This window comes from Bacillus sp. ISL-39, from assembly GCF_018613295.1.
Classification (GTDB): Bacteria; Bacillota; Bacilli; order Bacillales; family Cytobacillaceae; genus Mesobacillus.
Map to the genome: position 1 here is coordinate 1 of NZ_JAGGQM010000011.1, position 25,462 is coordinate 25,462.

Sequence of the window (25,462 nt, forward strand, 5' to 3'; positions counted from 1 at the left end):
GGTAACTCTCTGAAGTTTTCTTAATCCAGCTCCAGCGCCTAGCCCCTCGAGTCGCTTGTCTAGCTGCGGCTCCTAACTCCTCGAGACGCTTCGTTCCTGCCAATGAAGTCAAAGAACGACTTCACTGTCAGGCCCTCCAGCGCTTGTCGGAGTTGGGCAGTCGCCTCCTCTTTTCGAATTGTCTAGTGTCGCCTCCTAGAATCTCCGAAACTTCAACTCCGCCGGCAGAAGCAAAAAGCGCTTCTTTGTCGGAGTCTCCAGTTTCTGCGTTTCTAAGCAGTCGGCTATACTTTTCGAGTTCGGTCCTGCCAATGAAGTCAAAGAACGACTTCACTGTCAGGCCCTCCGAGGCACACGATGTGCTAGACCCGCCAGCCACAGGTCGTGGCGTCATAGGCGGGCAGCGCTTGTCGGGGCTTAACGAGGCGCTTGCGCTTTTTGTTCTTTTCTGGTTTTCTATATAATTAGGTTATGAATTAGGCAGGGAGTTTTCATTATGAAGTTTAAAGATATGAACGGAGTTGAAGTGACCTTATCCTTTCAGGAAAATGCCTTTGAAAAAAGTGCGCGCCACGTGCTGGTTATCTGTAAATATCAAGGCCAATGGCTTTTGACCAAACATAGTGTCAGAGGTCTTGAGTTTCCCGGCGGCAAGGTGGAGAAAGGCGAAACTCTGGAGGACGCAGCTCGCCGTGAGGCCATGGAGGAGACTGGCGCAATTTTAGGCAAACTTGTGAGCATCGGGGAATATCAGGTGAATGGCAAAGAGGGTTCGTTTGTTAAAAGAATTTTTTACGGTGAAGTTGAAAAACTCGAGTCAAAAGATGATTACCTGGAAACTGCCGGCCCGCTGCTTGTAAGTGGCGATATGCTGGTGGAAAGAATGAAGGACGAGTACAGTTTTATCATGCAGGACGATGTGATCAAGCATAGTCTGGAGTTTTTGGAGAAAAAGCTGTAAAAGTGGCGGATTTGCCGCCTTTTTTTGGTTTAGTGTGGTAAATTTGCATAGGAAACAACTGTAGGTTTAGTCCCTGAAACTGGATATTGGCGATTATCCGCTTTTATTGGCGAAGTTCACAACTTTATTGGCGAAAATCTCGTTTTATTCGCGGAGTTCACAATTTTACTGGCGAAAATTCAGATTTATTGGCGCAGCCGCTACTTATTCTAAATAAGCGCTTTTTGAAGAAATGAAAAGAAGCCGGATATCAAATCATCCCGGCTTCTTTCCTAATCGCTGCTTTGGCAATGGTAGTTGCTATCAGAACACCTATGGTATCCGCATTATCCAGGGTTTCGTGGTTCTTTTCGAAGTGCTTTGAATGGTGAAAAGGCAATAAAGTTGCGAAAAAAGCTTTATTGATTGCTTTTGATCAGTTTCTTTTCAAGCAGTTCGACGAGCTGATACATCACGGTGGCAAACACGGCGATGACGAGCAGTGACAAAAAGACGAGCGTGAAGTTGAAAACCTGGAATCCATAGATGATCATATATCCAAGGCCACGTGCCGAAACGAGGAATTCTCCGACAATAACACCTACCCAGCTCAGTCCTACATTCACTTTCAACGTAGAAATAATGGTCGGGAAGGAGGCTGGAAGGATGGCCTCCCGAAAACACTGGGTCCTTGTTGCTCCGAATGTCTGCAGCACTTTCAGGTAGTTGGGATCAACCTCTTTAAATGCCGTGTACACCACGATCGTCGTGATGATCACGGAGATGATTGCGCCCATTGCTATGATTGACGTCATATTGGTACCAAGGGCTACAATCAGGATCGGGCCCAGCGCAACTTTTGGCATTGAATTCAGGATGACAAGATATGGGTCCAGGATTTTTGACAGTATCGGTGACCACCATAAAAGTGCGGCCAATATCGTGCCGGCCAGTGTACCGAGTATAAATCCCATTACGGTTTCCGCCAGCGTCACTCCAAGGTTAACTGCTAAAGACCCATCCATCGTTTTTTCAATTAACATATTCCAGATTTTTGATGGTGAACTGAATAGCAGCGGGTCAATCCATTTTTGATGGCTTGAGATTTCCCAAAGGGCAAAAAAAACAATGAAAATCAGCAATTGATAGATACGGACAATTTTCCGCTCGCGGCTTAGCTTCTTCAGGTATTGTTGATGGAGGAGTTCAGTGTTCTTCTGGTTCAATGTATTCCAACTCCTTCCATATCTTCTGGAACAGTTCATTGTACAAAGGGTGGTTTCTTGCCTCGAAGGGACTCAGGTTCCTCAGCTCCTCCGGAATAGTGAAAGTTCTATGCAAACGGCCAGGTCTTGGCGAAAACAGGAAGATCCGGTCGCTCATTGCGATTGCTTCTCCGATATCATGAGTGACGAGAATCGCGGTTTTTCCGAAAGTCTTGAAGGTATTAGAAACCAGGTCTTCGAGTTTCAATTTCGTTTGATAGTCCAATGCGGAAAAAGGTTCGTCAAGCATGAGCAGCTTCGGTTCTGTTGCCAGTGTCCGAACGAGTGCGACTCGCTGGCGCATTCCGCCGGACAGCTGTTTTGGGTAAAGCTTTTCAACATTCTCCAATCCCATTTGCCTTAGCAGCGATAAAACTTCATCCTTTTTTGATGCTTGCAAAGTTCCGCTAATCTTCAAGCCTAGGAAGATATTTTCCTCAATCGTTTTCCAGGGAAACAAATAATCCTGCTGCAGCATGTATCCGGTTTGGTTCGCAGCATCCTTGACAGACTTTCCTTCCAGTTTTACCTGTCCATCGGTGGGCTCAATCAGCCCTGCTATAATCGAAAGCAGTGTTGTTTTGCCGCAGCCGCTCGGACCCAGGAAGGAAACGAATTCTCCTTCCCGGACATCGAGTGAAATATCATTCAGAGCAGTGACAGCGGATGTTTTTGTGAAATAAGTGTGATGGATCCCTGTTAATGTCAAAAAGTCCATTGGCTGCAACCTCCTGTTATTTCATGATTTCTTCTGCCACCTCAGTATTGACTAATGTGTCATGGCTGACTTCCTCAGGAAGTTCCCCTGCCTCATCCATAATGTCCTGCAGGTTTTTCCATTCTTCTTCATCGAGAATCGGGTCAGTTGCGAATGAACCCTGACTCTTGTAACGATCAACAACTGTTTCGATCAGCGACAAATCTGTATCTTTAAAGAAGGGCTGGATAACCTCCGCTGTTTCTTTGGCACTGTGTGATTCCACCCACTTCTGTGCCTTATGGACTGCGCGGGTGAATTTTTCGATTGTCTCCGGGTTTTTCTTCATGTAGCTTTGTTTGGCCATAAATGTGGTATATGGTACATGACCGGACTCAGTTCCGAAAGAAGCGACGATATGGCCTATGCCTTCTAATTCAAACATGCTGGCCTGCGGCTCGAAAAGCTGGACGAAGTCACCAGTTCCTGAAGCGAAGGCATTAGGTATGTTCGCGTAATCAATATTTTGGATCATCTCTAAATCTGCCTTTGGATCGATGCCGTGTTTCTTGAGGACGAATTCACCGACCATTTGCGGCATCCCGCCTGTACGCTGGCCAAGATAGGTAGCTCCTTTTAACTGATCCCATGAAAAATCATCGATTTTTTCTCGGGAAACGAGGAAGGTGCCATCGGTTTGCGTCAGCTGGGCAAAGTTGATGACCGGATCATTTGATCCCTGGGCATAAACATAGATGGATGTCTCAGAACCGACGAGGCCGATATCTGCTGCATTCGAGAGTACGGCTGTCATGGTCTTGTCGCCGCCCCATGTTGTCGTTAATTCAACTTTCAATCCCTCTTCCTCAAAAAATCCTTTTTCAAGGGCAACATATTGAGGAGCATAGAAGATGGAACGGGTTACCTCTGCAACTTTGACAGTCTGTACCTTGTCTTGACCGCAGGCAGCTAGAGGTATAATAAGTACAGCAACCAAAAATAAAGCAAAACCAGCTTTGAACCATTTTTTCATCATGATGCCTCCTAAAAATCTGTCTTAATTTGGGCTTACAGTATCGTATGAATCACCTAAAAATGTGTGAAAGCCTAGGAACCAAAATTGAAAAAATTCATATAAGAGGAGTGTTTACTTTGGAAAATGACGGGCAAATAATCTCAGCTTATAAATTTCCTTCCCCTAATCCTGCCATCGAGCTCGAAATGATCACTTATTATGCAGGCGGATTGCGGGTCAAGGGTCTTCTGGCCAGGCCTGCTGATGGAAGTGGTACAGAAGGATTTTTGTATCTGCGCGGCGGAATCAAAAATGTAGGCAAGGTACGTCCTGCCCGGATTGCACAATTTGCGTCCGAAGGATTCACGGTTTTCGCTCCTTTTTACCGGGGGAACCAGGGGGGTGAAGGGGATGAAGATTTCGGCGGTGACGATCGGGTTGATGCATTCGCCGGTTTCCAGTTTCTTCGATCCTTGCCAGGGGTGGAGAGGGTTCATATCTTCGGGTTTTCCCGCGGAGGTCTGATGGCCTTGCTGACGGCCATTCAGTTTCCCGAAACAGCCTCCGTCGTTACCTGGGGCGGGGTTACGGATATGGTTTTAACGTATGTGGAAAGAAAGGATTTGCGCAGGATGATGAAAAGGGTAATCGGCGGGTCACCGAAAAAAGTGCCAAGCAGATATAAATTCAGGACACCTTTGTACGAAATTGAAAACCTGCAGGCACCAGTGCTGCTCATCCACGGCCGCAATGACCGCAATGTATCAGCTGAGCATTCATACCGGCTAGAAAAGCGGTTAAAAGAGTTGGACAAGCCTGTGGAAAGCTGGTACTTTGATGAGTATACGCACTACTTTCCCCCGGTGATGAACCGGAAAGTGGTCACCGATTTAACGAATTGGATGAAATCACACGAATAACAATGATAAAATGAATATGAAATCAATGATGAACAACAGAGGAGCGAGTACGATGGGGATGCCATTAGAGTTGAATACAATGATCGTAACAAAGGGCCGGGAAAAGAGGCTCGAAGACAATTTCTTCTCTCTGAAAAAGGAAGGCTACAGGCTTTATCCAATTGACATTCCACTAGAAGTCAAGAAAACAATCGAAGGTGACCTCACAGGAACAGGCGTCATTTCAAAAGTCGAGTGGACCGAAAATGAGACAACAATTACTTACCAATTAGTTTCCTTAAATTCTACGAACTAAGGCAGGGCACATATTGTGCTCTGTTTTTTTGTATATAAATTTTAAATTTATGTTTTTGATTATCTCTTGACAACATTAAAGAACGAATATTATCTCTTTTTTGGCGAAAAATAAGAAAAAAAGGAGTTATGAATGACAATGGAACATAACCCTCAATTGACTTCATCAGAGGTTGCCGCAATGTGGGGAGCGTATATGCAGAATTCAATGGCTCACTGTATTGTTCAGCATTTTGCAAAGGTAAATGAAGATACCTCAATGACGGAAATCATCAATACTGCATTATCAAACTGCAAATTTGTAGTGGATCAAGTCAAATCGATTTTCGAAAAAGATCAACATGCACTGCCTATCGGTTTCACTCAGGAGGACGTCAATCTAGAGGCAAGCCGAGTGTATTCAGACCTTTTTGCATTGCGATATATTAAATATATGGCTTCGGCTGGAACAGTTGCATCAGCAGCTTTTCTGGAAGTATTGGCCAGGAATGATGTAAGACAATTATTTTCGAAGACTTCTGAGACATTTATGAAACTTTATAATGATTCCTGTGACTTGCTTCTAAAAAAAGGTACATTCGTACGCTCACCAACAATACCTCCAATGGAGAAAGCGGAATATCTTCAGGATGAATCATTTTTATCGAGTTTAATTGGAAGACACCGTCCGCTTACCGCTGTGGAACTGGCTCATATATCTAAAAATACAGAGACAAATTCCATTGGCAGAACCTTTTTAGCAGGTTTTTCTCAGACAGCCAAATCACCAGAGGTTCGAACGTTTATGGAAAGAGGTTCTGAAATAGCTGCTAAGCATGAATCGGTATTTAGAGAAATTCTAATACAAGATGGGGTCCCGCTTCCAAGTACCTGGGATTCAGCGATTTCACAATCAATTGTTCCGCCTTTTTCCGATAAGCTGATGATGTTTCAAACCAACAGTTTGAATGCTATCAGTGTTGGTGGTTACGGAACAGCAATGGGAGCAAGCCTAAGAAAAGATTTAGGCGGAGATTATACAAGACTTGTGACTGAAATCCTTCAATATGCAAATGACGGGATTAAAATAATGATTAATAACAGATGGATGGAACAGCCTCCGCAAAATGTCGATAGGGAAGCATTAAGAAACAGAAGTAATTAGTATGAATTGCCATAGTTAGCTTTGTTTTTTCACGTTAACCAATAGATTGGAGAAAAGAAAAGGCCATTTCCGTTTGGAAATGGCCTTTATGTCTATTTCGCTGTAGGTCCGCCTTTTTCTTCGATCACGGATGGTACGTTTGTGAACTTTTTGAAGTTTTCACGGAACTTGCCTGCGAGTTCGTTTGCTTTTGCGTAGTATGATTCTTTGTCGCTCCATGTTTTGACGGGCTGGAGGACATCGTCAGGTACACCAGGTACATGTGCCGGAATATCCAGGCCGAAGATTTCGTCTTTGACGGTTTCGACATTGTTCAGTTCGCCCTCAAGTGCTGCCTGGACCATTGCGCGTGTGTAGGCCAGCTTCATGCGGCTTCCTGTGCCATACTCCCCGCCTGTCCAGCCTGTGTTCACGAGGAAGACCTTCGCATTGTGCTCGTCAATTTTTTCACCGAGCATTTCCGCATATCTTGTTGCTGCAAGCGGAAGGAAAGGTGAACCAAAGCAAGTCGAGAACGTTGCCTGCGGTGAAGTGATCCCGCGCTCAGTTCCAGCGAGCTTTGATGTATATCCGCTCAAGAAATGGTACATTGCCTGTTCCTTCGTCAGCCTGGCGATTGGAGGCAAGACTCCGAAAGCATCAGCAGTCAGGAAGACGATCGCGTTCGGATGACCGGCAATGCTAGGGTCTACGATGTTATCGATTGCCTGGATCGGATAAGCTGCACGAGTGTTTTCAGTCAGGCTGCCGTCATCATAATCCGCAACTCGGGTCTCATCATCGACCACGACATTTTCAAGAACAGATCCGAAGCGGATTGCATCATAAATCTGCGGTTCTTTTTCCTTCGATAAGTTGATGCACTTCGCGTAGCAGCCGCCTTCGATGTTGAAGACACCGTTAGCTGACCAGCCATGCTCATCATCACCAATCAGGCGGCGATTGTTATCAGCTGACAGAGTTGTTTTTCCGGTTCCGGACAAGCCGAAGAACAATGCAACATCTCCTTCGCGTCCCACATTTGCAGAGCAGTGCATGGAAAGGATGCCGTTTTCAGGAAGCAGGTAGTTCATCACGGAGAAAATCGATTTCTTCATTTCGCCCGCATATTCTGTTCCGCCGATCAACACGACGCGCTGTTCAAAGGAAACGATGATGAATGTCTCGGAATTCGTTCCATCAACCTCTGGATCCGCTTTGAAAGTCGGTGCAGATATGACCGTGAATTCAGATTCATGGTCTGCAAGCTCTTCCTCAGTTGGACGGATGAACAATTGATGTGCGAAAAGGTTGTGCCAGGCGTATTCGTTGATGACCTGGATCGGAAGGCGGTATTTCTTGTCAGCGCCAGCGAATCCTTTGAATACAAAAACTTCTTCTTTTTCTTTAAGGAAATTCAATACCTTATTATATAGCTTTGTAAAAGATTCCTCGGAAATCGGCTGGTTGACAGAACCCCAGTCAATTTTATCCTTCACTGACTCTTCTTCGACAATGAATTTATCTTTAGGTGAACGGCCAGTATATTTACCAGTAGTCGCTCTGACTGCACCAGTTGAAGTCAGGAGCCCTTCGTTCCGGTTCAGGACCTTTTCAACAAGCTGGGGAACGGATAACTGCACCTGTACATTGCTTCCTTTTAATAATGCTGAAAGTTCATTTGATATTCCTACAACATTCATCGGAGAATACCTTCCTTTTTTAAAAGATTAATAATTTGTAAGTGTTTACATCTCGTTATTAGTATAACACATTGGTTCAATTAATCTATACTAATGATTCGGAAAATTACCTTGTACCTCACTTGCGTTATATAATTCTTTCTTTATATAGTCAAGCAAAAAGGGTTCATTTAAGTACCTTTTTATTATACAAAAAAACTTTCAACAACAATCGACAAAATTACCGAGAAAATCATTGACATGCAATTATAGTTTCGATATGATTTGTCCTTGAACGGATACTCTCTTATCCCGAGCTGGTGGAGGGACAGGCCCAATGAAACCCAGCAACCTGCAAACGTGAAAAAACAGCCTTTGGAATGCTGATCTTTTTCCGGGCAAAGGTGCTAACCTGACGCAAGGGAACTGCCCTTGAACGATAAGAGCGAAAGGCGCGGATTTAAGCAAAAACCTTTCCTCGTAAATGGAGAGGTTTTTTATATTGCTTTTTTCTGTCCGATGCATGGAAATGCTGCTGGACTGCCTTCTTAGGTGTCATTGCTCCCGTGGGTGAAATTAGGAAAAAAAGACATTCACCATGAATCCTAAACAAATTTTTCTAATAAAAACTCAGCGTTTATTTCATACTACATAGGGAATGAGTACCGTATCAACCCGGGGTCTGTATTGGGACAGCCTCGATCAATTTTTATAAATAAGGGAGGAACTCAGATGTCAAACAAACGCCGTTTGTTCACTTCTGAATCAGTAACAGAAGGCCATCCGGATAAAATCTGCGACCAGATTTCTGACGCGATTTTGGATGCGATCCTTGCAAAAGATGCTAATGCACGTGTTGCTGCTGAAACATCAGTTACAACAGGACTTGTACTTGTTGCAGGGGAAATCACTACATCTACATACGTAGACATTCCGAAAATCGTTCGTGAAACAGTCAAGGAAATTGGCTATACTCGCGCGAAGTACGGTTTCGACTCTGAAACATGCGCTGTATTGACTTCAATTGACGAGCAGTCTGCTGACATCGCAATGGGTGTTGACCAGGCGCTTGAAGCACGTGAAGGCCAAATGTCCGATGCAGAAATCGAAGCAATCGGAGCAGGAGACCAGGGCTTAATGTTCGGGTTTGCCTGCAACGAAACGAAAGAGCTAATGCCGCTTCCGATTTCATTGGCACATAAGATTTCCCGCCGCCTGACTGAAGTGCGCAAGGAAGAAATCCTTCCATACCTTCGTCCAGACGGAAAAACTCAGGTAACAGTAGAGTACGATGAGAACGACAAGCCAGTCCGCATCGATACAATTGTTATCTCCACTCAGCACCACCCGGAAGTTTCGCTCGAGCAAATCCAGCGCAACCTTAAAGAACATGTCATCAAGCCTGTTGTACCAGCGGAATTGATCGACGAAAACACAAAATACTTCATCAATCCAACTGGCCGTTTCGTAATCGGCGGACCACAGGGTGATGCAGGTCTTACTGGCCGCAAGATCATCGTAGATACTTACGGCGGATACGCTCGCCATGGCGGAGGCGCATTCTCTGGTAAGGATCCTACAAAAGTTGACCGTTCAGCTGCATACGCTGCACGTTACGTTGCGAAGAACATTGTAGCTGCCGGCCTTGCTGAAAAAGTTGAAGTTCAGCTTGCATACGCAATCGGTGTTGCTCGTCCGGTATCCATCTCAATCGATACTTTCGGAACAGGCAAAGTAAGCGAAGATGTATTGATCGACGTTGTAGAAAGCAACTTCGACCTTCGTCCTGCTGGAATCATCAATATGCTTGACCTGCGCAAGCCAATTTACAAGCAGACAGCTGCTTATGGACACTTTGGCCGTTCTGACGTTGACCTTCCATGGGAGCGTACAGACAAGGCAGAGACGCTTCGCACCCAAGCACTAGATAAATAAAAAAGTACAAAGGGAGTTGCATAGGAATATGTAACTCCCTTTATTATTTGCCGTCTAATCAGGGAACACTCAAAAACTCGCCTGGTTTGCACCTGGTTCAAAAGGTGTAAAATAGAGTATTACCTTAAATTTCCCTTAGATTTTACTGCAAAAATTTTGCGTTTAATGATAGTATTAGATGGTATGTTTTTAGAAAGATGCATTTCTTTAGGTTCTTTGTTATAAAAATCGCGCCTTGAGCGGAAATCAGCGCAAAACTAAATTTTTTCTGAAATGAAAAACTAAATTTTTTCTGAAATGGAGAAGGTGAAGTACATAATGTGTGGTTTTATCGGTTGTGTACATGAGAATGCACAGGAATTCAGCGGATATAATAAGCAGCTGTTTAAAAATATGAATAATATCATTACCCATCGCGGGCCTGATGATGATGGATATTTCTATGATGAGCATATCCAATTCGGCTTCCGCCGTCTGAGCATCATCGACCTTGAGGCTGGCCATCAGCCCTTGACCTATGAAAATGAGCGTTACTGGATCATTTTCAACGGGGAAATCTACAACTATCTTGAGCTTCGTGAAGAGTTGATTGAAGAAGGGCTTAGCTTCGAAACTCACTCGGATACTGAAGTCATCATTGCTCTATACAGCCATCTTAAAGAGCAGGCTGTCGACAAGCTGCGCGGAATGTTCGCGTTTGTCATCTGGGATAAGCAGGAGCAGGTTCTTTACGGTGCCCGTGACCATTTTGGCATCAAGCCATTTTTCTACTTTGAAGATGGCGACCGCACGTTCTTTGGTTCTGAGAAAAAGAGTATCCTGCTTGCACTGGAAAACGATGTCCTTGATTACAAGGCTCTCCAGCATTATTTGACATATCAGTTCGTACCAGAGCCGAATACAATGTCCGAAGGCATTTACAAGCTTGAACCGGGGCATTATTTTACAAAGAAAATCGGTTCACCGATGGAAATCAAGCGTTACTGGAAAGCGAGCTTTTCGCCAATCCACAAAACGGAGGATGAATTCACGAAGGAGATCAGGGACGTCCTGTTTGAATCCGTAAAAATCCACATGCGCAGTGATGTGCCGGTTGGATCATTCCTTTCTGGCGGAATTGATTCTTCGATCATCGCGTCGATTGCGAAGCAGTACCATCCTGGAATCAAGACATTCTCTGTTGGTTTTGAACAGAATGGCTTCAGCGAAATTGACGTCGCGAAGGAAACAGCCGATCGACTCGGTGTCGAAAACATCAGCTATGTAATCAGTCCGCAGGAATACATGGATGAACTGCCGAAAATCATGTGGCATATGGATGACCCGCTTGCCGACCCGGCAGCGATCCCTTTGTATTTTGTTGCCCGTGAAGCACGGAAGCATGTAACGGTTGTCCTTTCAGGTGAAGGAGCGGATGAACTGTTCGGCGGATACAATATCTACCGTGAACCGCAGGATCTTGAGATGTTCAAAAAAATCCCACAGGCAGGGAAGGTCATGCTAAAAGGCATCGCGAAAATGATGCCAGAGGGAATGAAGGGGAAAAGCTTCATTGAACGCGGCGTGACGCCAATGGAAGAACGTTATATCGGAAATGCGAAGATGTTCACTGAAAAAGAGAAGAGCGAGCTGCTGCACGTATATAACGGCCAATACGATTACAGGGATATCACGAAACCTCTTTACAGGGAGAGCAGAGGATATGACCCGGTTGATACGATGCAATATATCGACATTCATACATGGATGCGCGGCGACATTTTATTAAAAGCTGATAAAATGACGATGGCTCATTCACTGGAGCTTCGTGTTCCGTTCCTGGATAAGATTGTTTTCGAAACAGCTTCGAAGATTCCTACAAGCCTGAAGACGGCTAATAATACAACGAAGTATATCTTACGTAAAGCGGCTGAAGGTGTGGTTCCTGAGCATGTGTTAACCCGCAAGAAGCTGGGCTTCCCGGTGCCGATCCGCCACTGGCTGAAGAATGAAATGAATGAATGGGCAAAGAATATCATCAAGGAAAGCAACACAGAGCATCTCATCAATAAGTCATACCTTTTGAAGCTGCTGGATGACCACTGCCAGAACAAGGCGGATAACAGCCGCAAAATCTGGACGGTATTGATGTTCATGATGTGGCATGATGTGTATGTCGAAAAAAAATACTCCTACCAAAAGGAGTATGAGGCTCAAAAAGTATTGCAGTCTTAATAATCAGGGAAGGTAGGTAATGGCCTGCCTTCCCATTTGCACCCAGGCTTCCACGAAGTCCTTCATGGGTGCTTTTTTATTTTTTTCGCCCGTTAATGGGTCATTGAAGTAAATGAAGTGTTCATCATAGCCTGTAATCAGGACTGAATGCTCCTTCATGGTTACTTTCACGGGTCCATCAGGCGTATACCATGTCTGGAAAAAGCTATCGTCCAGTTTTCTGTATTCGGTGTTCGTGATGATCCAAACCGGCCGGCCATCTGACAGGTGGATTTTCAGCTCCTGTAATTCTGCGCCCGTCAAATCTTTTATTTTGCCGGGAAGATACTGTTCTGCCAGTTCGGCAATCGGCTTGTGATAGACTCCAAGTCCTGGTTCTGTGTAGGTGTACATATTGCCGACAAACCCTTTATTCGGATCGCCAAAATAGATTTTGCCATCACTAAGACGATATTCGGCAGGGTTTTTCTTCACTTCTCTTGCGAGTGTCAGCTTGTCAGCCTCCACCCCTTGATGCTGCAGAAGCATGGCCAGGCTTGTGACCTCACATCCTCTTGGGAGCTCAGGCATTTGCCAGATGATCGGCGCGTCCAGGAGTACCTGTTTTTTAATCGGGATGATATCAGGTTCATAATTTTCTATGATCACAGGTGCCCTTTCGGAAGCCGGTTCAGGCTCTTCAAGCCAGTTTTTCACCGATTGTACGGCCTTGGCAACATGGGAAGCCTGCACATTTTCCATCAGGAAAGCCCCGAGGATCGATGTAAAAACAAACAGGAACATCAGGATAGATTTCATCATGCTATTTTGTTTTCGGATCAACAGAAAAAACAAGAACACCAGCGGGATAATCGCCGCAAGCGGTAAATACAGTTTGTCCACATCCATCACCACGTCCGCATATTTCAAAAATAAAAGGGTATATTATATTATTTAGTATCGGACTGGTGAGGGAGTTTTTTTAGCGGATCATTCACCTTTGTTGCAAACTTTTATAGTATTGTCCTTTTTCAGCGTATTCTCTGGAGATCCGTTCCATGTCGCGGATATCGTCTTCATTCAATTCACGGATGACCTTTGCCGGGCGACCAAAAGCCAGTGTGTTGGGCGGGATTTTCTTTCCCTGCGGAACAAGGCTGCCGGCACCGATAAACGCACCTTCTCCGATTTCAGCCTGGTCAAGGATAATCGAGCCCATCCCGATCAAGGCTTTTTTCCTGATGATGCAGCTGTGAAGGATGACCTGATGTCCGACCGTCACTTCATCTTCGAGGATTAATGGATTGTTCGGACTCTGGTGCAGGACTGAGTTATCCTGGATATTGACTTTATTGCCAATGACCGTCGGAGCTACATCGCCGCGGATCGAGGTATTGAACCAGACACTCGATTCCTCGCCGATTTCGACGTCTCCGGTAATTGTTACATAATCCGCAATAAAAGCAGAATCCACTATTTTAGGTGTTTTTCCTTTGTAAGGGTAAATCATTGCGCACACTCCTGTAATTTATTGATGCTTTCGTTTTTAATTTAGAATTAGAAAGTATAAAATTAACTTTGAGAATTGTCCAGCTCCAGCGCCTAGCCCCTCGAGTCGTTTGTCTAGTGCCGCCTCCTAGAAACTCCGAAACTTCAACTCCGCCGGCAGAAGCAAAAAGCGCTTCTTTGTCGGAGTCTCCAGTTTCTGCGTTTCTGGGCAGTCGGCTATACTTTTCGGTTTCGGTCCGCCCAATGAAGTCAAAGAGCGACTTCACTGTTCGGCCCTCCAGCGCTTTTCGGGGCTGACCGAGGCGCTTCCGCTTTTCTAATTCACTAATTATATATTATAGTTCTTTTAAAGAAAGAAAAAGTATTTGAGTGGGGGAATGGTCATGTGGAAATGGGAAGCTGATGGGGATGCTAAGGCTGTAATCGTGATGATTCATGGTGCGTTGGAGCATCATCGCCGGTATGGCTGGCTGATTGAAGCCTGGCGCTCATCCGGATTTCATGTCATAATGGGTGATTTGCCTGGGCAGGGCATGACGACAAGGGCGAACCGTGGCCATATTGATTCATTTGACGAATATATCATGGAAGTGAAAGAATGGGTTGAAGCTGCGTATGACTTTGATCTCCCAGTATTTTTACTGGGCCACAGCATGGGCGGGCTCGTTGCCATCCGTATGCTGCAGGAGGAGCGGGTCGAAATTGCCGGCCTGATTTTGTCATCGCCTTGCCTCGGATTGGTGAATTATCCTTCGAAAATGCTGGATATGCTGTCGCACGGCTTGAATGTCACTGTGCCGACTTTCAGGATTTCTCCTGGCCTGTCAGTCGAGATGGCCACCAGGAATGAGGATGTCAGGGCAGTCGACGCAAATGATTCACTCTATATCACCAAGGTGTCGGTGCGCTGGTACCGTGAGCTGGTGGCAGCAATGGAGCAGGCGTTTGAAAATATAGATAAAGTACAGGACGTCCCGACTTTGCTAATTCAAGGCGGCGATGATCATATTGTAGATAAACGTTCTGTCAAGGAATGGTTCAATAATGCGCCATTGTCGGAAAAAAGATATAAAGAATGGCCGAAGTGCTATCATGAAGTTTTCAACGAACCTGAACGAGAAGAGGTTTTTGATTATGCACATGATTTTGTCATCAGTCAGCTGAAGGCGATTGGTTATGTGTATTAGCTATGGAGAGGATGAAGCTGCAGCATGATGATCCCATCAATGCCCATCAGTTTGATGTATCGTGTGTACAGGCAAGTCCTGCCTCAGGTACACCGTGAGCTTGCATACTGGAAAAGCAGGGCAGAGGAGATTCCCAATCCGGAATTAAGGAAACAGGCGCTGGCCAGTATCAAGCATAAGACATTTCATTGTGAGGGTGGCTCGATATTAAGCCTGACTGCGAAAAAACAATATAAGCAGGCGATCCGGTTCATTGTCGCATACCAGACAATCAGCGATTATCTTGATAATCTCTGTGATCGCAGCACGTCAATGGATCCCAAGGACTTCTCAGCGCTGCATGAATCAATGTCAGATGCCCTTACTCTTAACAGCCAGCTGAAAAATTACTATCGCGAACGGGAAGACCAGAATGATGGCGGATATCTGATCGAGCTGGTGACCGTTTGCCGAGAAGTCCTTGGAGAACTGGATCATTATCATGAGATCCAGCAGCATTTGCAGGAGCTATGTGACTATTACTGTGATTTGCAGATTCACAAGCACGTTGAGGTCAAAGAGCGAGTCCCGAGACTGCAAACATGGTTCGACGGTCACCGTGAAAATATTCCGGACATGGAGTGGTACGAATTCTCTGCCTGTACCGGCTCGACGCTCGGAATCTTTTGCCTGGTGAGCTACGCGCTTCGCGAGGATTTCAAACCGGAGTATGCTGACAGCATCCGGAATGGCTATTTTCCATACATACAAGGGCTGCACATCCTGCTCGATTATTTCATTGACCAGGAAGAGGACCTTGAAGGCGGGGATTTGAACTTCTGCTTCTATTATGAAAATGAAGAAGCATTATTCGAGCGGCTCCGGCATTTCGTGGAAAATGCCGATCATCACACGGCACGATTGCCGCATCGGAACTTCCACAAACTAATTAATCGCGGACTGCTCGGCGTTTACCTGTCCGATGAAAAAGTAAGGCGCCAGGAGAGAATCAGGAAGCTGGCCAGGGAAATGATCAAAACAGCCGGCCCCGTCAGCTACTTCTTTTATATAAATGGACGAGCATATCGATCATTGCAGAGGTGGATTCCTGCAGGAGTGGTGAAGGCGTTTATAAAGTAAAGTACAGCCAGGAGTTAGATTCCCTGGCTGCTTTTTAGGGTTTGGATAATAAATATGTGCCCGGTTTTTGTCCAAGAGGGAGAAACCGGGAACATAAAAGCGAAATGTATGGCCGACATGGGCAAGGATCTCCCTTCTTGTCCAAAGAAAAAAGCCTCCCGATTCCGGGAAGGCTTCCTATCTCTTCTCAATCGCAATAATAAATGGCGGATTATTTTTCTGGTTCAAGAATTTATATTCCAATACATGTGCTATATTTTGATCCAGTGATTTTACATAACGCAATAAATATTCTCGTTCAACCTTGCCTTCGGGGTGTCCATGGTATATCACAATCACAATGATACCCTCTGGCACCATGATTTCCAGGAGCTGGTCGATGGCCTGGATGGTCGTTTCCGGAACTGTGACAATGTCCTTATTGCCGCCTGGCAGATAGCCGAGGTTGAAAACGGCGCCGGTTATTTTTCCAAAATGCAGCGGGGGAATGCACTCTGTGATGTTTTCATGTCCAGTATGAAACAGGGTCACCTGATCCTGCAGTTCATGTTCACGAAGCTTCGTTTTGCATGACATTAATGCTTCATCCTGAATATCAAAGCCGTAAATCCTGCCGGCAGGGCCAACCAGGTTGGCTAAAAATATGGTATCATGCCCGTTGCCGACGGTGGCATCAACTGCGATGTCACCGGGTTTCACTGCCAGTTCAAGAAGGTTCCTGGCAAAAGGGAGAATCCGTTCAAGCTTCATTTTCAATCACCACTTTGTTCCCAGTATAAAATTTTCCCTGCCAGCTGTCGCGGCGCTTCATCTCTTTGTCAATCGCATTAAGCACTTCCCATTTATTGACGCTCCACATCGGTCCGACCATCAGCTCAATCGGTCCATCCCCGGTAATTCGGTGGATGATCATTTCAGGGGGGAGGATTTCGAGCTGGTCGCAGACCAATTTTACATAGTCCTCAAAGCTAAGGAATTCCAGCAGCCCTTTTTCATATTGCTTGACCATCGGAGTTCCTTTCAGCAAGTGGAGAAGGTGGATCTTGATTCCCTGCACATCGAGCTTCGCGACTTCTTGTGCAGTTTCCATCATCATTTCGGGTGTTTCCTGAGGCAGCCCGTTAATAATATGTGAGCAAACTCTGATGCCGTGCTTCCGGAGCTTGTCCACACCTTCTTTGTACGTTTCATAATCATGAGCACGGTTGATCAGATTGGCTGTTTTTTCGTGAACCGTCTGAAGTCCAAGCTCAACCCATAAATACGTTCGCTCATTGAGTTCAGCCAGATATTCAACAACGTCATCAGGCAGGCAATCTGGCCTTGTTGCGATTGATAGCCCTACGACACCTTCCTCTTTCAGTACCGTTTCGTATTTTTCCCTCAGTACTTCAACCGGTGCATGGGTATTCGTGAAAGCCTGGAAATAGGCCATGTACTTGCCATCTTTCCATTTTGAATGCATTTTTTCTTTTATCTTCGTGAACTGTGTACCGAGATCCTCTACTCTGTCTCCGGCAAAATCTCCTGAACCAGCTGCGCTGCAAAAAGTGCAGCCGCCGTGGGCTACCGTGCCGTCACGGTTCGGACAATCAAATCCGCCATCAAGCGCCACTTTAAAAACCTTATGGCCAAAATGGTTACGTAAATGGTAATTCCATGTATGGTATCGTTTATCGTCTGTTGCGTAGTGAAAAGGGTTGATCTGAATCATGCCAGAAACCTCCTAATAGCCTGTCTGTCAAAAAAATGAATAATAAAAATTGTACCATTTAGAGAACGTGAATCCAATTGCAAAAAGATTACAATATGTCCCCAACGCAATTGCCATCATTAAACATTCGCAAAATCGTGATAGGAAAATGTATTGTGAACAAAATAAAGAAGAAGCAGACTTTGCTTCAGCATCAAGTAAAGGAGGGGCTACTATTGGCAACACGTCAATCGGTTGACCAGTTACTTCAGCAATGTGAGGATGCAATCAATCTTGCCCAGGATCAATACAAGGATGCTGCCACACAGCAGCATTATAATGATGGCAATTTTACTAATGCTCTGCAAGCGCTTGAAGACGCATACAATGATCTTGCCAAGCTTTCCTTCAGCGCTAATTCCCAGCAGCGCGAGCAATTGCACAGAATGAGGCTTCAACTGCAGCAAGTCCAAAACAACATGATTTTGCTTGATCACTAAATACAGGAGGGAAAGCATCTTGAAAAAGCGCTCAAAGCAGAATAATCCTGAACAAAAAACAAGGAACGGTATTAATAACCAGGATCTCGAGCTTGGAATGGATCATGATCCGGTAAAAGAAGCGAAGAAAAAATATGAAAAAAGCGGCGGGCAGCCTGTAAAATCCAAATTCCATCCTGAACCAGAGCAATCTTCATAAATTTGTAACACCCTCACTTCCAAAAGGGAAGTGAGGTTTTTTTATTGGTATTGGAAAAGTCAATTTTGTTTTTGCACCTGTTGATTGTAGTGGAAGGCGCGAAGACTCCTACGGAGCATGGAGCAGGGGAGACCCCGCAGGGGGTTAAACGACGAGGAGGCTTCCCGGGCCACCCGTGGAAAGCGAAGCGCCTGGAACGAAAATCAACAGCCTTGTTTATTCAACCAATACCCCCCGTTCACAAATCGGATAAAACTGATGAAAATTCCGTGATGTAAATCACAGATTGGGGCCATTTAGAAATGGTTTAAATAAGGTAGACCAAAAGGGTCAGGAAAATGATTAAGTTTTAAAATCCTATTAGAAAATAAATCGTTTTTTTCATCTAAGTTGTCTTGTGAAAACATTCACGAATTTGTCACATATAGAAAGGAGTCAATCAAATGAAAATTATGAAGTTAGTATCGGCCATCATTTTATTATTCATTTTCCAGCTTCCGGATAAGGGTAACGCTGAGGCAAAATCCAATGTCCTGAATATGGAGGAGCTTACAATCCAGGTGATGCCGGAATATTCTTATCACCCAAAAGATAAGAAGAAGAATGCCCCGCTTTTGGTGGGCTATCATGGGGCCTTGAAAAACAATGCCGAAGAGGCCCAAAAAGGCCAGGTAGTCATTCCGCTGCCAATGGATGAGAAGAACTTCAGAATTGGCTTTGTGGCCGATTATTCCCGGGACCTTACAGAAATGAATGAAATTGAATATGAGCTGGATAAAGAAAAAGGAACGATTTCCTGGGAAACGAGCGAAGAAATCCAGCCGCAGGAGATCTACAAGTTTGTGGTTGAGTATTATACCGACAGCATCAAGGAAAAAGACGGGAAGAAGTCGATGACCTATGATTTTAAAAACTTCGCTGATATCGGATTATTTAACCTTATTTTCGTCGAGCCGCTCAATACGGAAAGTTTCAAGCTGGAGCCAGCTTCCGAGCAGCACCAGAAAAACTCTTACAACATGAACATGTTCTTGTATCAAAGCCAGGGAATGAAGCCTGGTGATAAAAAGAATATCTCACTTGAATACAAACGGACTGATGAGAGGACTACAGCAGAAATCATGGAAGCGATGGCCGGGGATGCAAAGAAGGCCGGCACTGTAAAACAAAATGATGAAAAAATGCCTCTGTGGCTTGTCATTACAGTCGTTGGCAGTATGACAGTATTGGCAGCGATCCTTTTAATTTTCATCATGAGGAAAAAGAAAGTTCAGCCGGTAAAAAGCGGTGCGTCAAATGAATTTGATGCGAAAAAGGCAAGGCTCCGCGCAATGCTTGTGGAAGAAAGTATAACGGAAGCAGAATACAACGAATTGATCAAAAAGCTGGGAGGTAGAAAGTAATGTCCAAAAATAAAAAAATCGCAGTGGGGCTGAGCCTGGCAGCAGTGGCATTCGTGATTATGATGTTTTCAACAATGCCGAGCGCAGGGAGCAAGGAAATTACGATTGCCGACCTCAGCAAAAATGGTTCGAAATATGAAGGCGATTATATTATGACGCAGGGATTGCTCAATAAAGAATCGGTGAAATGGGATGCCGACAATCTGGAGCTTCGTTTTGAACTTTACGAGGAAGGCCAGGGAACGCTTCAGGTATTCCATAAAGGCATTAAGCCGGATAACTTCTCAGAGGATGTCATCGTCCTCGTAGAAGGTTTTATCCAAAAAGACGGAGTGTTCGAAGCGGAAAAAGTCCAGACGAAATGCCCGACCAAATATGAAGGCGAAGACATGGAGAACTATGATACTGAAATGCATAAGGAAATGTACAAAAATGACAAGCAGGAATAAAACAGATGGGTGGTTATCTGTATGTATCTAATTGGGAACATCTCAATCTACCTTGGAATCGTGATTTCACTTTATGGAATCATTACCAATATCGTCGGGATAAAGAAGAAAAGCAGCAAGTGGATTGAAAGCGCAAGGGGGGCAGTTCTTTCACTTGCTTTCGTAGCGAGCATTGCATCCTTCATGCTGCTCTACTTGCTCGGCACAAGCCAGTTCCAATATAAATATGTGGCTTCCTATACAAATGAAAGCCTGCCCATGGCCTATAAGCTTACAGCCTTTTGGGCGGGTAATGCAGGATCCCTTTTGCTGTGGGCTTTCCTTTTAGCGCTATATGCAGCAATGGTCGTTTTTTCAAAAGAAAAAAAGAACCCGATGATGCCGTATGTATCCAGCATTCTGATGGTCAACATCCTGTTCTTTTTCACAGTGATGGCTCTCAATGCCAACCCGTTTGAAATGACCGATAAAATTCCCGCAGACGGAAAAGGGCTTAACCCGATGCTGCAAAATCCGGGAATGATCCTGCACCCTGTCACACTCTATATGGGTTATGTCGGGCTGGCAGTCCCATTCGCGTTCGGAATTGCGGCTCTGATCCTGAAGAGACTGGATTCAGAGTGGATCAAGCTGACGAGAAGATGGACCTTGCTTGCATGGCTGTTCCTGACACTCGGCAATGTGATTGGCGGCTGGTGGGCCTACCTGGAGTTAGGCTGGGGCGGCTACTGGGCATGGGACCCGGTTGAAAATGCCTCGTTTCTGCCATGGCTGACCGTATCGGCATTCCTGCACTCTGTGATGATCCAGGAACGGAAAAACATGCTGAAGACGTGGAATGTAAGCTTGATTATTCTTTCTTACATCCTGACACTGTTTGGAACCTTCCTTGTCAGGAGCGGAATCCTGACGAGTGTCCATGCGTTCGGGGACAGCAATTTAGGCACCTACTTCCTTGTTTTCATGGCGTTCATGATGCTGTTTTCTCTTTATATCGTCATGACAAGGTACGGACTGATAAAAAAGGACAGCAGTCCAATAGAGGCTTATTTTTCAAAAGAAAGCAGCTTCCTGCTGAACAACCTGATTCTCGTGGCTGCTGCTTTCGCCGTTTTCTGGGGGACGATGTATCCGCTGATTTCGGAAACTTTTACAGGTACAAAGGTCAATGTCGGCGCACCGTATTTCAATAAAGTGATGGCTCCGATCCTGTTGGTGCTGATTGTATTGATGGGCATCTGTCCGCTGATCGCCTGGCAAAAAGCGGTGTTTGAAAAGTTCATGAAGAACATGCTTTGGCCGCTGGCAATGGGTGTCGCCACAGCCATCATCCTGCTCGCTTTTGGCGTCAAGGGAATTTACGCGATTATCGGCTTATCGGCAACAAGCTTCATGTTTGGAACGCACTTGCAGGAATTCGCCAGAGGCATCAGGGCCCGACAGAAAGCGACGAAAGAAAATTTACTGAAGGCGGCGTTCAAGCTGACGGTAAAAAACCAGCGGCGCTATGGCGGTTATATCGTCCATATCGGGATTGCGGTCATCGCGGTAGGTGTCATTTCTTCGCACACTTACTCAACCGAAGTGCTTAAAACGGTAGATGCAGGCAACAGCATCAAGACCGGTGATTACAGCCTTAAATTCAATGAACTGACTGAACATACGAAAAACGGCAATGGAATAGTGGTGGCTGATATTGATGTGACATATAAGGGCAAGGATATCGGCAAAATCAAGCCGGAAAAGATCTTTTACGAAACCTGGCCTGAACCGTCAACAGAGGTAGCGATCAAGACGAACTGGAGCCAGGATTTGTACGTAGTATTAAGCTCCTGGGAGAACAAAGACAAAGTGACATTCATGGTAAAAGTGAATCCATTCGTAAGCTGGATTTGGATGGGCGGCATCATCATGGTGATCGGCACAGCATTCGCCCTCATAGGCGGCAGGCCGGCAACATTCCGCTACCAGATCAATAAAGGCATTTCGAGAGTGGGAGGGTGAAAAAATTGAACAGGAAAATTCTTTTAACAACACTCCTTTTGCTTATCCTGATACCTGGCATGACAACAGCTTTCACTTACAACTCAAAGGAATTCAAGCAAATCATCGGACAGCTTGATATGCAGGGCCATGCGGATCATGAATTGTCCACCTGTTCAGTAAAGAAGATTTATTACGATGAAGTGGTTGAAATGCTGAACGGCGGCAAAACAGAACCGGAAATCATCCAGTCCTATGTTGATGAATACGGGCAGGCGGCTTTGAGAACTCCGGGCGGGGGCACAAGTGGCTGGATTGCCTGGGGAATGCCAGCTGCCGGAGTCGGAATCGGCAGTGTGATTGTCGGTGTCTGGCTAAGGAAGTTAACGGTCAAAAAGGCAGAATCAAAGCTTGAGACGAAGGCTGCATGGAATTCGGAAGTGGAAAAAGAAATTGCGGCAAAAACATTTGACGAAGAGCGCCGGAAGCTTTTCTAGGAGCTGATCAAAATGGATTATGTATTCTTAATAATAGGCACACTCGTGATCATTACTTGCTTTTACTTCATCATCTCTCCTTTCTTCTCGGCTGGCGAGGTGCCTGCCTCGGGAGTGGAGACAGAAAGTGAAAAGCTGACTCTTGAGCAGGTCTACAGCGCTGTGAATGAACTGGAAATGGACTTTTTAATGAAGAAAATCACCCGTGAGGATTTCGAGAAATTGAAAGAGAATTATCATTTGCTCGCGGCTGAAATGTTAAAGGAAGAAACAGAGGGACTCAAGCAAGGAAAGTCAAAACAACTTCCAGAGAGCAAAAAGAAGAAAAAGGATGCCGAAGCAGAAGCAGATATTCTTAGAGAGATTAAGAAGCTTCGCCAGCAGAAGGGGTGATCAGTATGGCGCCAGCCTACCATCCTGAATGGCTTGTGAACTTCTGGCTGACAACACCGGGGTTGAACATGGTGAACCCACACTATTTACTGATTGTTTTAGCTGCTGTCATGGCTGTTGTCTGGTTTCGGCGAAAGCGGAGAAAGGCTGCTGAAGACATCGTGAATGAGGAAGATCAGTTGTTCAAACACCTGTTGGCAAGAAAAAAAGTGATTGAAGCTGAGCTGGCTGGCCTTGAAGCAAGGCTGTCGGCAGCGGAAATCACCGAGGAGAATTTTAACAAGATGAAGTTTGATTACCAGAGCCATCTCGCTGAGGTAAACAAGGAACTGGAACAATACACTTAACGAAAGAGTTGGGGACCATGCTGGAACTGAGGAAAATGACCAAAATGCTGGGAGATAAGCTCGTATTAAGGAACATCACCCTTTCATTGGAAAAAGGGGAGATCTTAGCGGTGATTGGCCCGAATGGAGCAGGGAAGAGCACCTTCTTTAAATGCACAGTCGGACTCCTGCAGCCAACGAGCGGAGAGATTCTCCTGGATGGAAAGCTTGTTAAAAAAAATACGGCTGAGATTAAGCAGCGGATTGGCTTTTTAGGTCATGAATCCTTTTTGTACAATAATCTGTCCCCGCTCGAAAATCTCAAATTTTACGGAAAGCTTTACAAGGTGACGGAACTTGACAGGAAAGCAAATGAACTTTTAAAGGAAGTAGGGCTTTACCTTTTCAGGAATATGCCGATCCGGTCTTTTTCAAGAGGGATGATGCAAAGACTCGCGATTGCCAGGGTACTGCTCCCGAACCCTGATATCCTGATGCTCGATGAGCCGCACACCGGCCTTGATCAGGAGGCTGTTGGGCTTTTGAATCAAATCATTAAACAGAAACGGGACAGCGGGACGTCAATCCTGATCATCTCGCATGATTTTGAGCAGGTTCATGCACTAGCTGACAGGGCGGCCGTATTGAAAAAAGGAAAGATTGTCTCAACAAAGCATCTTGGAGAGGAAGTAACTCTGGCAGAGATGAAAACCTGGTACGAAGCAGAGGTGAAGAGCTCATGATTTCAATCCTTAAAGATGCGTGGAGGATTGCCAGCAAAGACCTGAGCAATGAGATCAAAACTAAGCAGACAATCGGGATGATGGTCATTTTCTCGAGTCTCGTCGTCCTGATCTTCAGCTTTGCGTTCGATCCGACAAATAATATGGTCAAAGCGGTCATTCCAGGGCTTGTCTGGCTGATCACCGTGTTTTCCGGAATTCTGGGACTAAATCGTTCCTTTCTTTCTGAGCACGAAAACGATGCACTGACAGGTTTGCGTTCGGCACCAATCGATCCTTCGAGCATCTATCTTGGCAAGGTGCTGGCGAACTTCATCCTCGTAACGGCAGTACAGCTTGTCAGCATCCCTGTTTTGTTTCTGCTGTTCGACTATCGCTTTTTTGGAAAAGTAAGCTGGTTCATCCTTGTGGTCATCATTGGTACGCTCGGTTTCATCATAGTCGGGACCTTCCTGGCTGCGCTATCGGCGAACGCAAAGAACAGCGAGATGCTTTTGCCGGTGTTGCTGCTGCCGCTTCTAAGCCCGCTGCTGATCGCCGGGGTCCAGGCGACAAGAATCATTCTTGAAAATGAAATGATTGCGGATGCATCTTCCTGGATCAGATTGATGGCTGCTTACGATTTATTGTTCCTGGCTGCATGCTTTTTCTTATTCGAATTTATTATGGAGGGGTCATGATGAGAAAGAATACTGGCATTATCGACCGGTTGTTGCTATTCACGTTAATTCCATCATTTTTCATAGCACTATATCTTATTTTTATTTGGTCTCCGGTTGAAAAGGTGATGGGCGCTGCACAAAAAATATTCTACTTCCATGTTGGCAGTGCCTGGGTCGCCTTCCTCGCATTCGGTGTCGTGGGTTATTACAGCGTGAGAGTGCTGATCAAGCCGAGACTCCAGCATCATATCAATGCGGGAATCTCCGCAGAAATTGGCGTTCTTTTTACAACAATCACACTGATCACCGGGATGATCTGGGGAAAATCAAGCTGGAATACATGGTGGACATGGGAGCCGCGCCTCGCGACAACCCTTATTCTATGGTTCATCTATGTTGCTTATCTGTTCGTCCGCAAGATGGATGGGTCGATGGACAAAATCGCAAGGCTGTCAGCTGTTTTTGGCATTATTGGCGTCATCAATGTCCCGATCGTCTTCATGGCCATCCGCTGGTGGAACACGAAGCTTCATCCAGTTGTCTTCGGTGAAGGCAAAAACCAGTCGGGCGGCGGAATCGAACCAGATATGCTGGTCGCATTGCTGTTCTCTATTTTTACGATTACCGTGCTGTACGCGTTCTTGATGCGCAAAGGAATCGAAATTGAAAAAATGCGGCATATCGTCAAAAAGGCAAAGTCAAAAGCAATTGAAAAGCTTGCAGGATAATCACTAA

At 45.3% G+C, this 25,462-nt stretch carries 28 protein-coding genes and 1 riboswitch; of the genes, 19 read left to right on the plus strand and 9 right to left on the minus strand.

Going from position 1 to position 25,462, the window contains the following annotated elements; all coding sequences use genetic code 11:
• Positions 1-127: 127 nt before the first annotated feature.
• The gene (locus J7E37_RS10440) at positions 128-334 is read right to left on the minus strand and encodes a hypothetical protein (protein ID WP_214780861.1); all 207 of its coding nucleotides are present in this window, start codon (positions 332-334) and stop codon (positions 128-130) included.
• A 162-nt stretch (positions 335-496) separates the two neighbouring features.
• On the opposite strand from J7E37_RS10440, the gene ytkD reads away from it, so the two are divergent.
• Positions 497-961, plus strand: coding sequence for an RNA deprotection pyrophosphohydrolase (gene ytkD, locus J7E37_RS10445; protein ID WP_251009608.1), 465 nt, complete (start codon positions 497-499; stop codon positions 959-961).
• A 398-nt stretch (positions 962-1,359) separates the two neighbouring features.
• On the opposite strand, the gene J7E37_RS10450 is transcribed toward ytkD, so the two are convergent.
• Genes J7E37_RS10450 through J7E37_RS10460 form a run of 3 tightly spaced genes read right to left on the minus strand, consistent with a single transcriptional unit; the run spans position 1,360 to position 3,935 of the window.
• On the minus strand, positions 1,360-2,166 hold the full coding sequence (locus tag J7E37_RS10450) for an ABC transporter permease (RefSeq protein WP_251009609.1): 807 nt from the start codon (positions 2,164-2,166) through the stop codon (positions 1,360-1,362).
• Complete coding sequence (locus J7E37_RS10455) at positions 2,147-2,923, minus strand: ABC transporter ATP-binding protein (RefSeq protein WP_215023850.1); 777 nt, start codon at positions 2,921-2,923, stop codon at positions 2,147-2,149. Before J7E37_RS10455 ends, J7E37_RS10450 begins: the two co-directional genes overlap by 20 nt.
• 16 nt (positions 2,924-2,939) lie before the next feature.
• The gene (locus tag J7E37_RS10460) at positions 2,940-3,935 is read right to left on the minus strand and encodes an ABC transporter substrate-binding protein (RefSeq protein ID WP_214780858.1); all 996 of its coding nucleotides are present in this window, start codon (positions 3,933-3,935) and stop codon (positions 2,940-2,942) included.
• 188 nt (positions 3,936-4,123) lie between these two features.
• Here J7E37_RS10460 and J7E37_RS10465 point away from each other — a divergent pair, with 188 nt between their 5' ends.
• The 3 genes from J7E37_RS10465 to J7E37_RS10475 all read left to right on the plus strand — a co-directional run bounded on the left by J7E37_RS10465 (position 4,124) and on the right by J7E37_RS10475 (position 6,275).
• Entirely contained in the window at positions 4,124-4,837 is a 714-nt protein-coding gene (locus J7E37_RS10465; protein ID WP_483297207.1) for an alpha/beta hydrolase family protein, read from the plus strand.
• Positions 4,838-4,889: 52 nt separating this feature from the next.
• Positions 4,890-5,132, plus strand: a complete 243-nt coding sequence (locus tag J7E37_RS10470; RefSeq protein WP_192473425.1) for a DUF2584 domain-containing protein — start codon at positions 4,890-4,892, stop codon at positions 5,130-5,132.
• A 132-nt stretch (positions 5,133-5,264) separates the two neighbouring features.
• Positions 5,265-6,275 carry a DUF3231 family protein gene (locus J7E37_RS10475; protein WP_251009611.1) on the plus strand — a complete coding sequence of 337 codons (1,011 nt, stop codon included), beginning with the start codon at positions 5,265-5,267 and terminating at the stop codon, positions 6,273-6,275.
• 92 nt (positions 6,276-6,367) lie between these two features.
• Here J7E37_RS10475 and pckA read toward each other — a convergent pair whose 3' ends face one another.
• Positions 6,368-7,957 (minus strand): phosphoenolpyruvate carboxykinase (ATP), encoded by a 1,590-nt coding sequence (gene pckA, locus J7E37_RS10480; protein WP_214780856.1) that lies wholly within the window; start codon positions 7,955-7,957, stop codon positions 6,368-6,370.
• Positions 7,958-8,240: 283 nt separating this feature from the next.
• A riboswitch (SAM riboswitch) is annotated at positions 8,241-8,382 on the plus strand.
• 286 nt (positions 8,383-8,668) lie between these two features.
• Here pckA and metK point away from each other — a divergent pair.
• Both metK and asnB read left to right on the plus strand, forming a co-directional pair.
• A complete protein-coding gene (gene metK, locus J7E37_RS10485; RefSeq protein WP_214780854.1) occupies positions 8,669-9,871 on the plus strand; it encodes a methionine adenosyltransferase in 1,203 nt (400 codons plus the stop codon).
• A gap of 318 nt (positions 9,872-10,189) precedes the next feature.
• Positions 10,190-12,085 carry an asparagine synthase (glutamine-hydrolyzing) gene (gene asnB, locus J7E37_RS10490; protein WP_214780920.1) on the plus strand — a complete coding sequence of 632 codons (1,896 nt, stop codon included), beginning with the start codon at positions 10,190-10,192 and terminating at the stop codon, positions 12,083-12,085.
• Between the two features lie 3 nt (positions 12,086-12,088).
• Here asnB and J7E37_RS10495 read toward each other — a convergent pair whose 3' ends face one another.
• Both J7E37_RS10495 and J7E37_RS10500 read right to left on the minus strand, forming a co-directional pair.
• The gene (locus tag J7E37_RS10495; protein WP_214780852.1) at positions 12,089-12,973 is read right to left on the minus strand and encodes a C39 family peptidase; all 885 of its coding nucleotides are present in this window, start codon (positions 12,971-12,973) and stop codon (positions 12,089-12,091) included.
• An 85-nt stretch (positions 12,974-13,058) separates the two neighbouring features.
• Positions 13,059-13,574, minus strand: coding sequence for a gamma carbonic anhydrase (locus J7E37_RS10500; protein ID WP_215023852.1), 516 nt, complete (start codon positions 13,572-13,574; stop codon positions 13,059-13,061).
• A gap of 382 nt (positions 13,575-13,956) precedes the next feature.
• Between J7E37_RS10500 and J7E37_RS10505 the strand changes: the two genes are divergently transcribed.
• The gene (locus J7E37_RS10505; protein ID WP_215023854.1) at positions 13,957-14,760 is read left to right on the plus strand and encodes an alpha/beta hydrolase; all 804 of its coding nucleotides are present in this window, start codon (positions 13,957-13,959) and stop codon (positions 14,758-14,760) included.
• Positions 14,761-14,784: 24 nt separating this feature from the next.
• Complete coding sequence (locus J7E37_RS10510) at positions 14,785-15,879, plus strand: tetraprenyl-beta-curcumene synthase family protein (RefSeq protein WP_214780844.1); 1,095 nt, start codon at positions 14,785-14,787, stop codon at positions 15,877-15,879.
• Between the two features lie 177 nt (positions 15,880-16,056).
• Here J7E37_RS10510 and mnmM read toward each other — a convergent pair whose 3' ends face one another.
• Both mnmM and mnmL read right to left on the minus strand, forming a co-directional pair.
• Positions 16,057-16,629 (minus strand): tRNA 5-(aminomethyl)-2-thiouridylate-methyltransferase MnmM, encoded by a 573-nt coding sequence (mnmM, locus tag J7E37_RS10515; protein ID WP_214780842.1) that lies wholly within the window; start codon positions 16,627-16,629, stop codon positions 16,057-16,059.
• Entirely contained in the window at positions 16,619-17,593 is a 975-nt protein-coding gene (gene mnmL / locus J7E37_RS10520; protein WP_214780841.1) for a tRNA modification radical SAM protein MnmL/YtqA, read from the minus strand. The genes mnmM and mnmL overlap by 11 nt, the downstream gene beginning before the upstream one ends.
• Before the next feature lie 215 nt (positions 17,594-17,808).
• On the opposite strand from mnmL, the gene J7E37_RS10525 reads away from it, so the two are divergent.
• The 11 genes from J7E37_RS10525 (at position 17,809) to J7E37_RS10575 (ending at position 25,455) form a co-directional block, all read left to right on the plus strand.
• Positions 17,809-18,072 (plus strand): YtzC family protein, encoded by a 264-nt coding sequence (locus tag J7E37_RS10525; protein ID WP_192473435.1) that lies wholly within the window; start codon positions 17,809-17,811, stop codon positions 18,070-18,072.
• A gap of 19 nt (positions 18,073-18,091) precedes the next feature.
• Positions 18,092-18,271, plus strand: coding sequence for a glycogen biosynthesis protein GlgD (locus J7E37_RS10530; protein WP_192473436.1), 180 nt, complete (start codon positions 18,092-18,094; stop codon positions 18,269-18,271).
• Between the two features lie 443 nt (positions 18,272-18,714).
• Positions 18,715-19,674, plus strand: a complete 960-nt coding sequence (locus tag J7E37_RS10535) for a hypothetical protein (protein WP_215023857.1) — start codon at positions 18,715-18,717, stop codon at positions 19,672-19,674.
• Positions 19,674-20,123 carry a cytochrome c maturation protein CcmE gene (locus J7E37_RS10540; RefSeq protein WP_215023859.1) on the plus strand — a complete coding sequence of 150 codons (450 nt, stop codon included), beginning with the start codon at positions 19,674-19,676 and terminating at the stop codon, positions 20,121-20,123. The genes J7E37_RS10535 and J7E37_RS10540 overlap by 1 nt, the downstream gene beginning before the upstream one ends.
• A 21-nt stretch (positions 20,124-20,144) precedes the next feature.
• Positions 20,145-22,127 (plus strand): heme lyase CcmF/NrfE family subunit, encoded by a 1,983-nt coding sequence (locus tag J7E37_RS10545; protein ID WP_215023861.1) that lies wholly within the window; start codon positions 20,145-20,147, stop codon positions 22,125-22,127.
• Positions 22,128-22,132: 5 nt separating this feature from the next.
• Positions 22,133-22,603: a cytochrome c-type biogenesis protein CcmH gene (locus J7E37_RS10550; protein WP_214780837.1), complete on the plus strand. Its 471-nt coding sequence runs from the start codon at positions 22,133-22,135 to the stop codon at positions 22,601-22,603.
• Between the two features lie 12 nt (positions 22,604-22,615).
• Positions 22,616-22,996, plus strand: a complete 381-nt coding sequence (locus tag J7E37_RS10555; protein ID WP_215023863.1) for a hypothetical protein — start codon at positions 22,616-22,618, stop codon at positions 22,994-22,996.
• Positions 22,997-23,001: 5 nt separating this feature from the next.
• Positions 23,002-23,343, plus strand: coding sequence for a hypothetical protein (locus tag J7E37_RS10560; RefSeq protein WP_215023865.1), 342 nt, complete (start codon positions 23,002-23,004; stop codon positions 23,341-23,343).
• Positions 23,344-23,360: 17 nt separating this feature from the next.
• Positions 23,361-24,065, plus strand: a complete 705-nt coding sequence (gene ccmA / locus J7E37_RS10565) for a heme ABC exporter ATP-binding protein CcmA (RefSeq protein WP_215023867.1) — start codon at positions 23,361-23,363, stop codon at positions 24,063-24,065.
• On the plus strand, positions 24,062-24,745 hold the full coding sequence (locus tag J7E37_RS10570) for a heme exporter protein CcmB (RefSeq protein WP_215023869.1): 684 nt from the start codon (positions 24,062-24,064) through the stop codon (positions 24,743-24,745). Before ccmA ends, J7E37_RS10570 begins: the two co-directional genes overlap by 4 nt.
• Positions 24,745-25,455 (plus strand): cytochrome c biogenesis protein, encoded by a 711-nt coding sequence (locus J7E37_RS10575; RefSeq protein ID WP_251009612.1) that lies wholly within the window; start codon positions 24,745-24,747, stop codon positions 25,453-25,455. The genes J7E37_RS10570 and J7E37_RS10575 overlap by 1 nt, the downstream gene beginning before the upstream one ends.
• The last annotated feature ends 7 nt before the right edge of the window (positions 25,456-25,462 follow it).

Excerpts from the sequence above, each read along its gene's own strand:
- J7E37_RS10475 (WP_251009611.1), top strand. The coding sequence starts at position 5,265 with ATGACAATGGAACATAACCCTCAATTGACTTCATCAGAGGTTGCCGCA.
- asnB (WP_214780920.1), top strand. The coding sequence starts at position 10,190 with ATGTGTGGTTTTATCGGTTGTGTACATGAGAATGCACAGGAATTCAGC.
- metK (WP_214780854.1), top strand. The coding sequence starts at position 8,669 with ATGTCAAACAAACGCCGTTTGTTCACTTCTGAATCAGTAACAGAAGGC.
- J7E37_RS10560 (WP_215023865.1), top strand. The coding sequence starts at position 23,002 with ATGGCGCCAGCCTACCATCCTGAATGGCTTGTGAACTTCTGGCTGACA.
- J7E37_RS10505 (WP_215023854.1), top strand. The coding sequence starts at position 13,957 with ATGTGGAAATGGGAAGCTGATGGGGATGCTAAGGCTGTAATCGTGATG.
- ytkD (WP_251009608.1), top strand. The coding sequence starts at position 497 with ATGAAGTTTAAAGATATGAACGGAGTTGAAGTGACCTTATCCTTTCAG.
- J7E37_RS10555 (WP_215023863.1), top strand. The coding sequence starts at position 22,616 with ATGGATTATGTATTCTTAATAATAGGCACACTCGTGATCATTACTTGC.
- mnmL (WP_214780841.1), bottom strand. The coding sequence starts at position 17,593 with ATGATTCAGATCAACCCTTTTCACTACGCAACAGACGATAAACGATAC.
- J7E37_RS10540 (WP_215023859.1), top strand. The coding sequence starts at position 19,674 with ATGTCCAAAAATAAAAAAATCGCAGTGGGGCTGAGCCTGGCAGCAGTG.
- J7E37_RS10460 (WP_214780858.1), bottom strand. The coding sequence starts at position 3,935 with ATGAAAAAATGGTTCAAAGCTGGTTTTGCTTTATTTTTGGTTGCTGTA.
- J7E37_RS10455 (WP_215023850.1), bottom strand. The coding sequence starts at position 2,923 with ATGGACTTTTTGACATTAACAGGGATCCATCACACTTATTTCACAAAA.
- J7E37_RS10500 (WP_215023852.1), bottom strand. The coding sequence starts at position 13,574 with ATGATTTACCCTTACAAAGGAAAAACACCTAAAATAGTGGATTCTGCT.
- J7E37_RS10545 (WP_215023861.1), top strand. The coding sequence starts at position 20,145 with ATGTATCTAATTGGGAACATCTCAATCTACCTTGGAATCGTGATTTCA.
- J7E37_RS10570 (WP_215023869.1), top strand. The coding sequence starts at position 24,062 with ATGATTTCAATCCTTAAAGATGCGTGGAGGATTGCCAGCAAAGACCTG.
- J7E37_RS10495 (WP_214780852.1), bottom strand. The coding sequence starts at position 12,973 with ATGGATGTGGACAAACTGTATTTACCGCTTGCGGCGATTATCCCGCTG.
- pckA (WP_214780856.1), bottom strand. The coding sequence starts at position 7,957 with ATGAATGTTGTAGGAATATCAAATGAACTTTCAGCATTATTAAAAGGA.
- J7E37_RS10535 (WP_215023857.1), top strand. The coding sequence starts at position 18,715 with ATGAAAATTATGAAGTTAGTATCGGCCATCATTTTATTATTCATTTTC.
- ccmA (WP_215023867.1), top strand. The coding sequence starts at position 23,361 with ATGCTGGAACTGAGGAAAATGACCAAAATGCTGGGAGATAAGCTCGTA.
- J7E37_RS10465 (WP_483297207.1), top strand. The coding sequence starts at position 4,124 with ATGATCACTTATTATGCAGGCGGATTGCGGGTCAAGGGTCTTCTGGCC.
- J7E37_RS10510 (WP_214780844.1), top strand. The coding sequence starts at position 14,785 with ATGATGATCCCATCAATGCCCATCAGTTTGATGTATCGTGTGTACAGG.
- J7E37_RS10470 (WP_192473425.1), top strand. The coding sequence starts at position 4,890 with ATGGGGATGCCATTAGAGTTGAATACAATGATCGTAACAAAGGGCCGG.
- J7E37_RS10575 (WP_251009612.1), top strand. The coding sequence starts at position 24,745 with ATGAGAAAGAATACTGGCATTATCGACCGGTTGTTGCTATTCACGTTA.
- mnmM (WP_214780842.1), bottom strand. The coding sequence starts at position 16,629 with ATGAAGCTTGAACGGATTCTCCCTTTTGCCAGGAACCTTCTTGAACTG.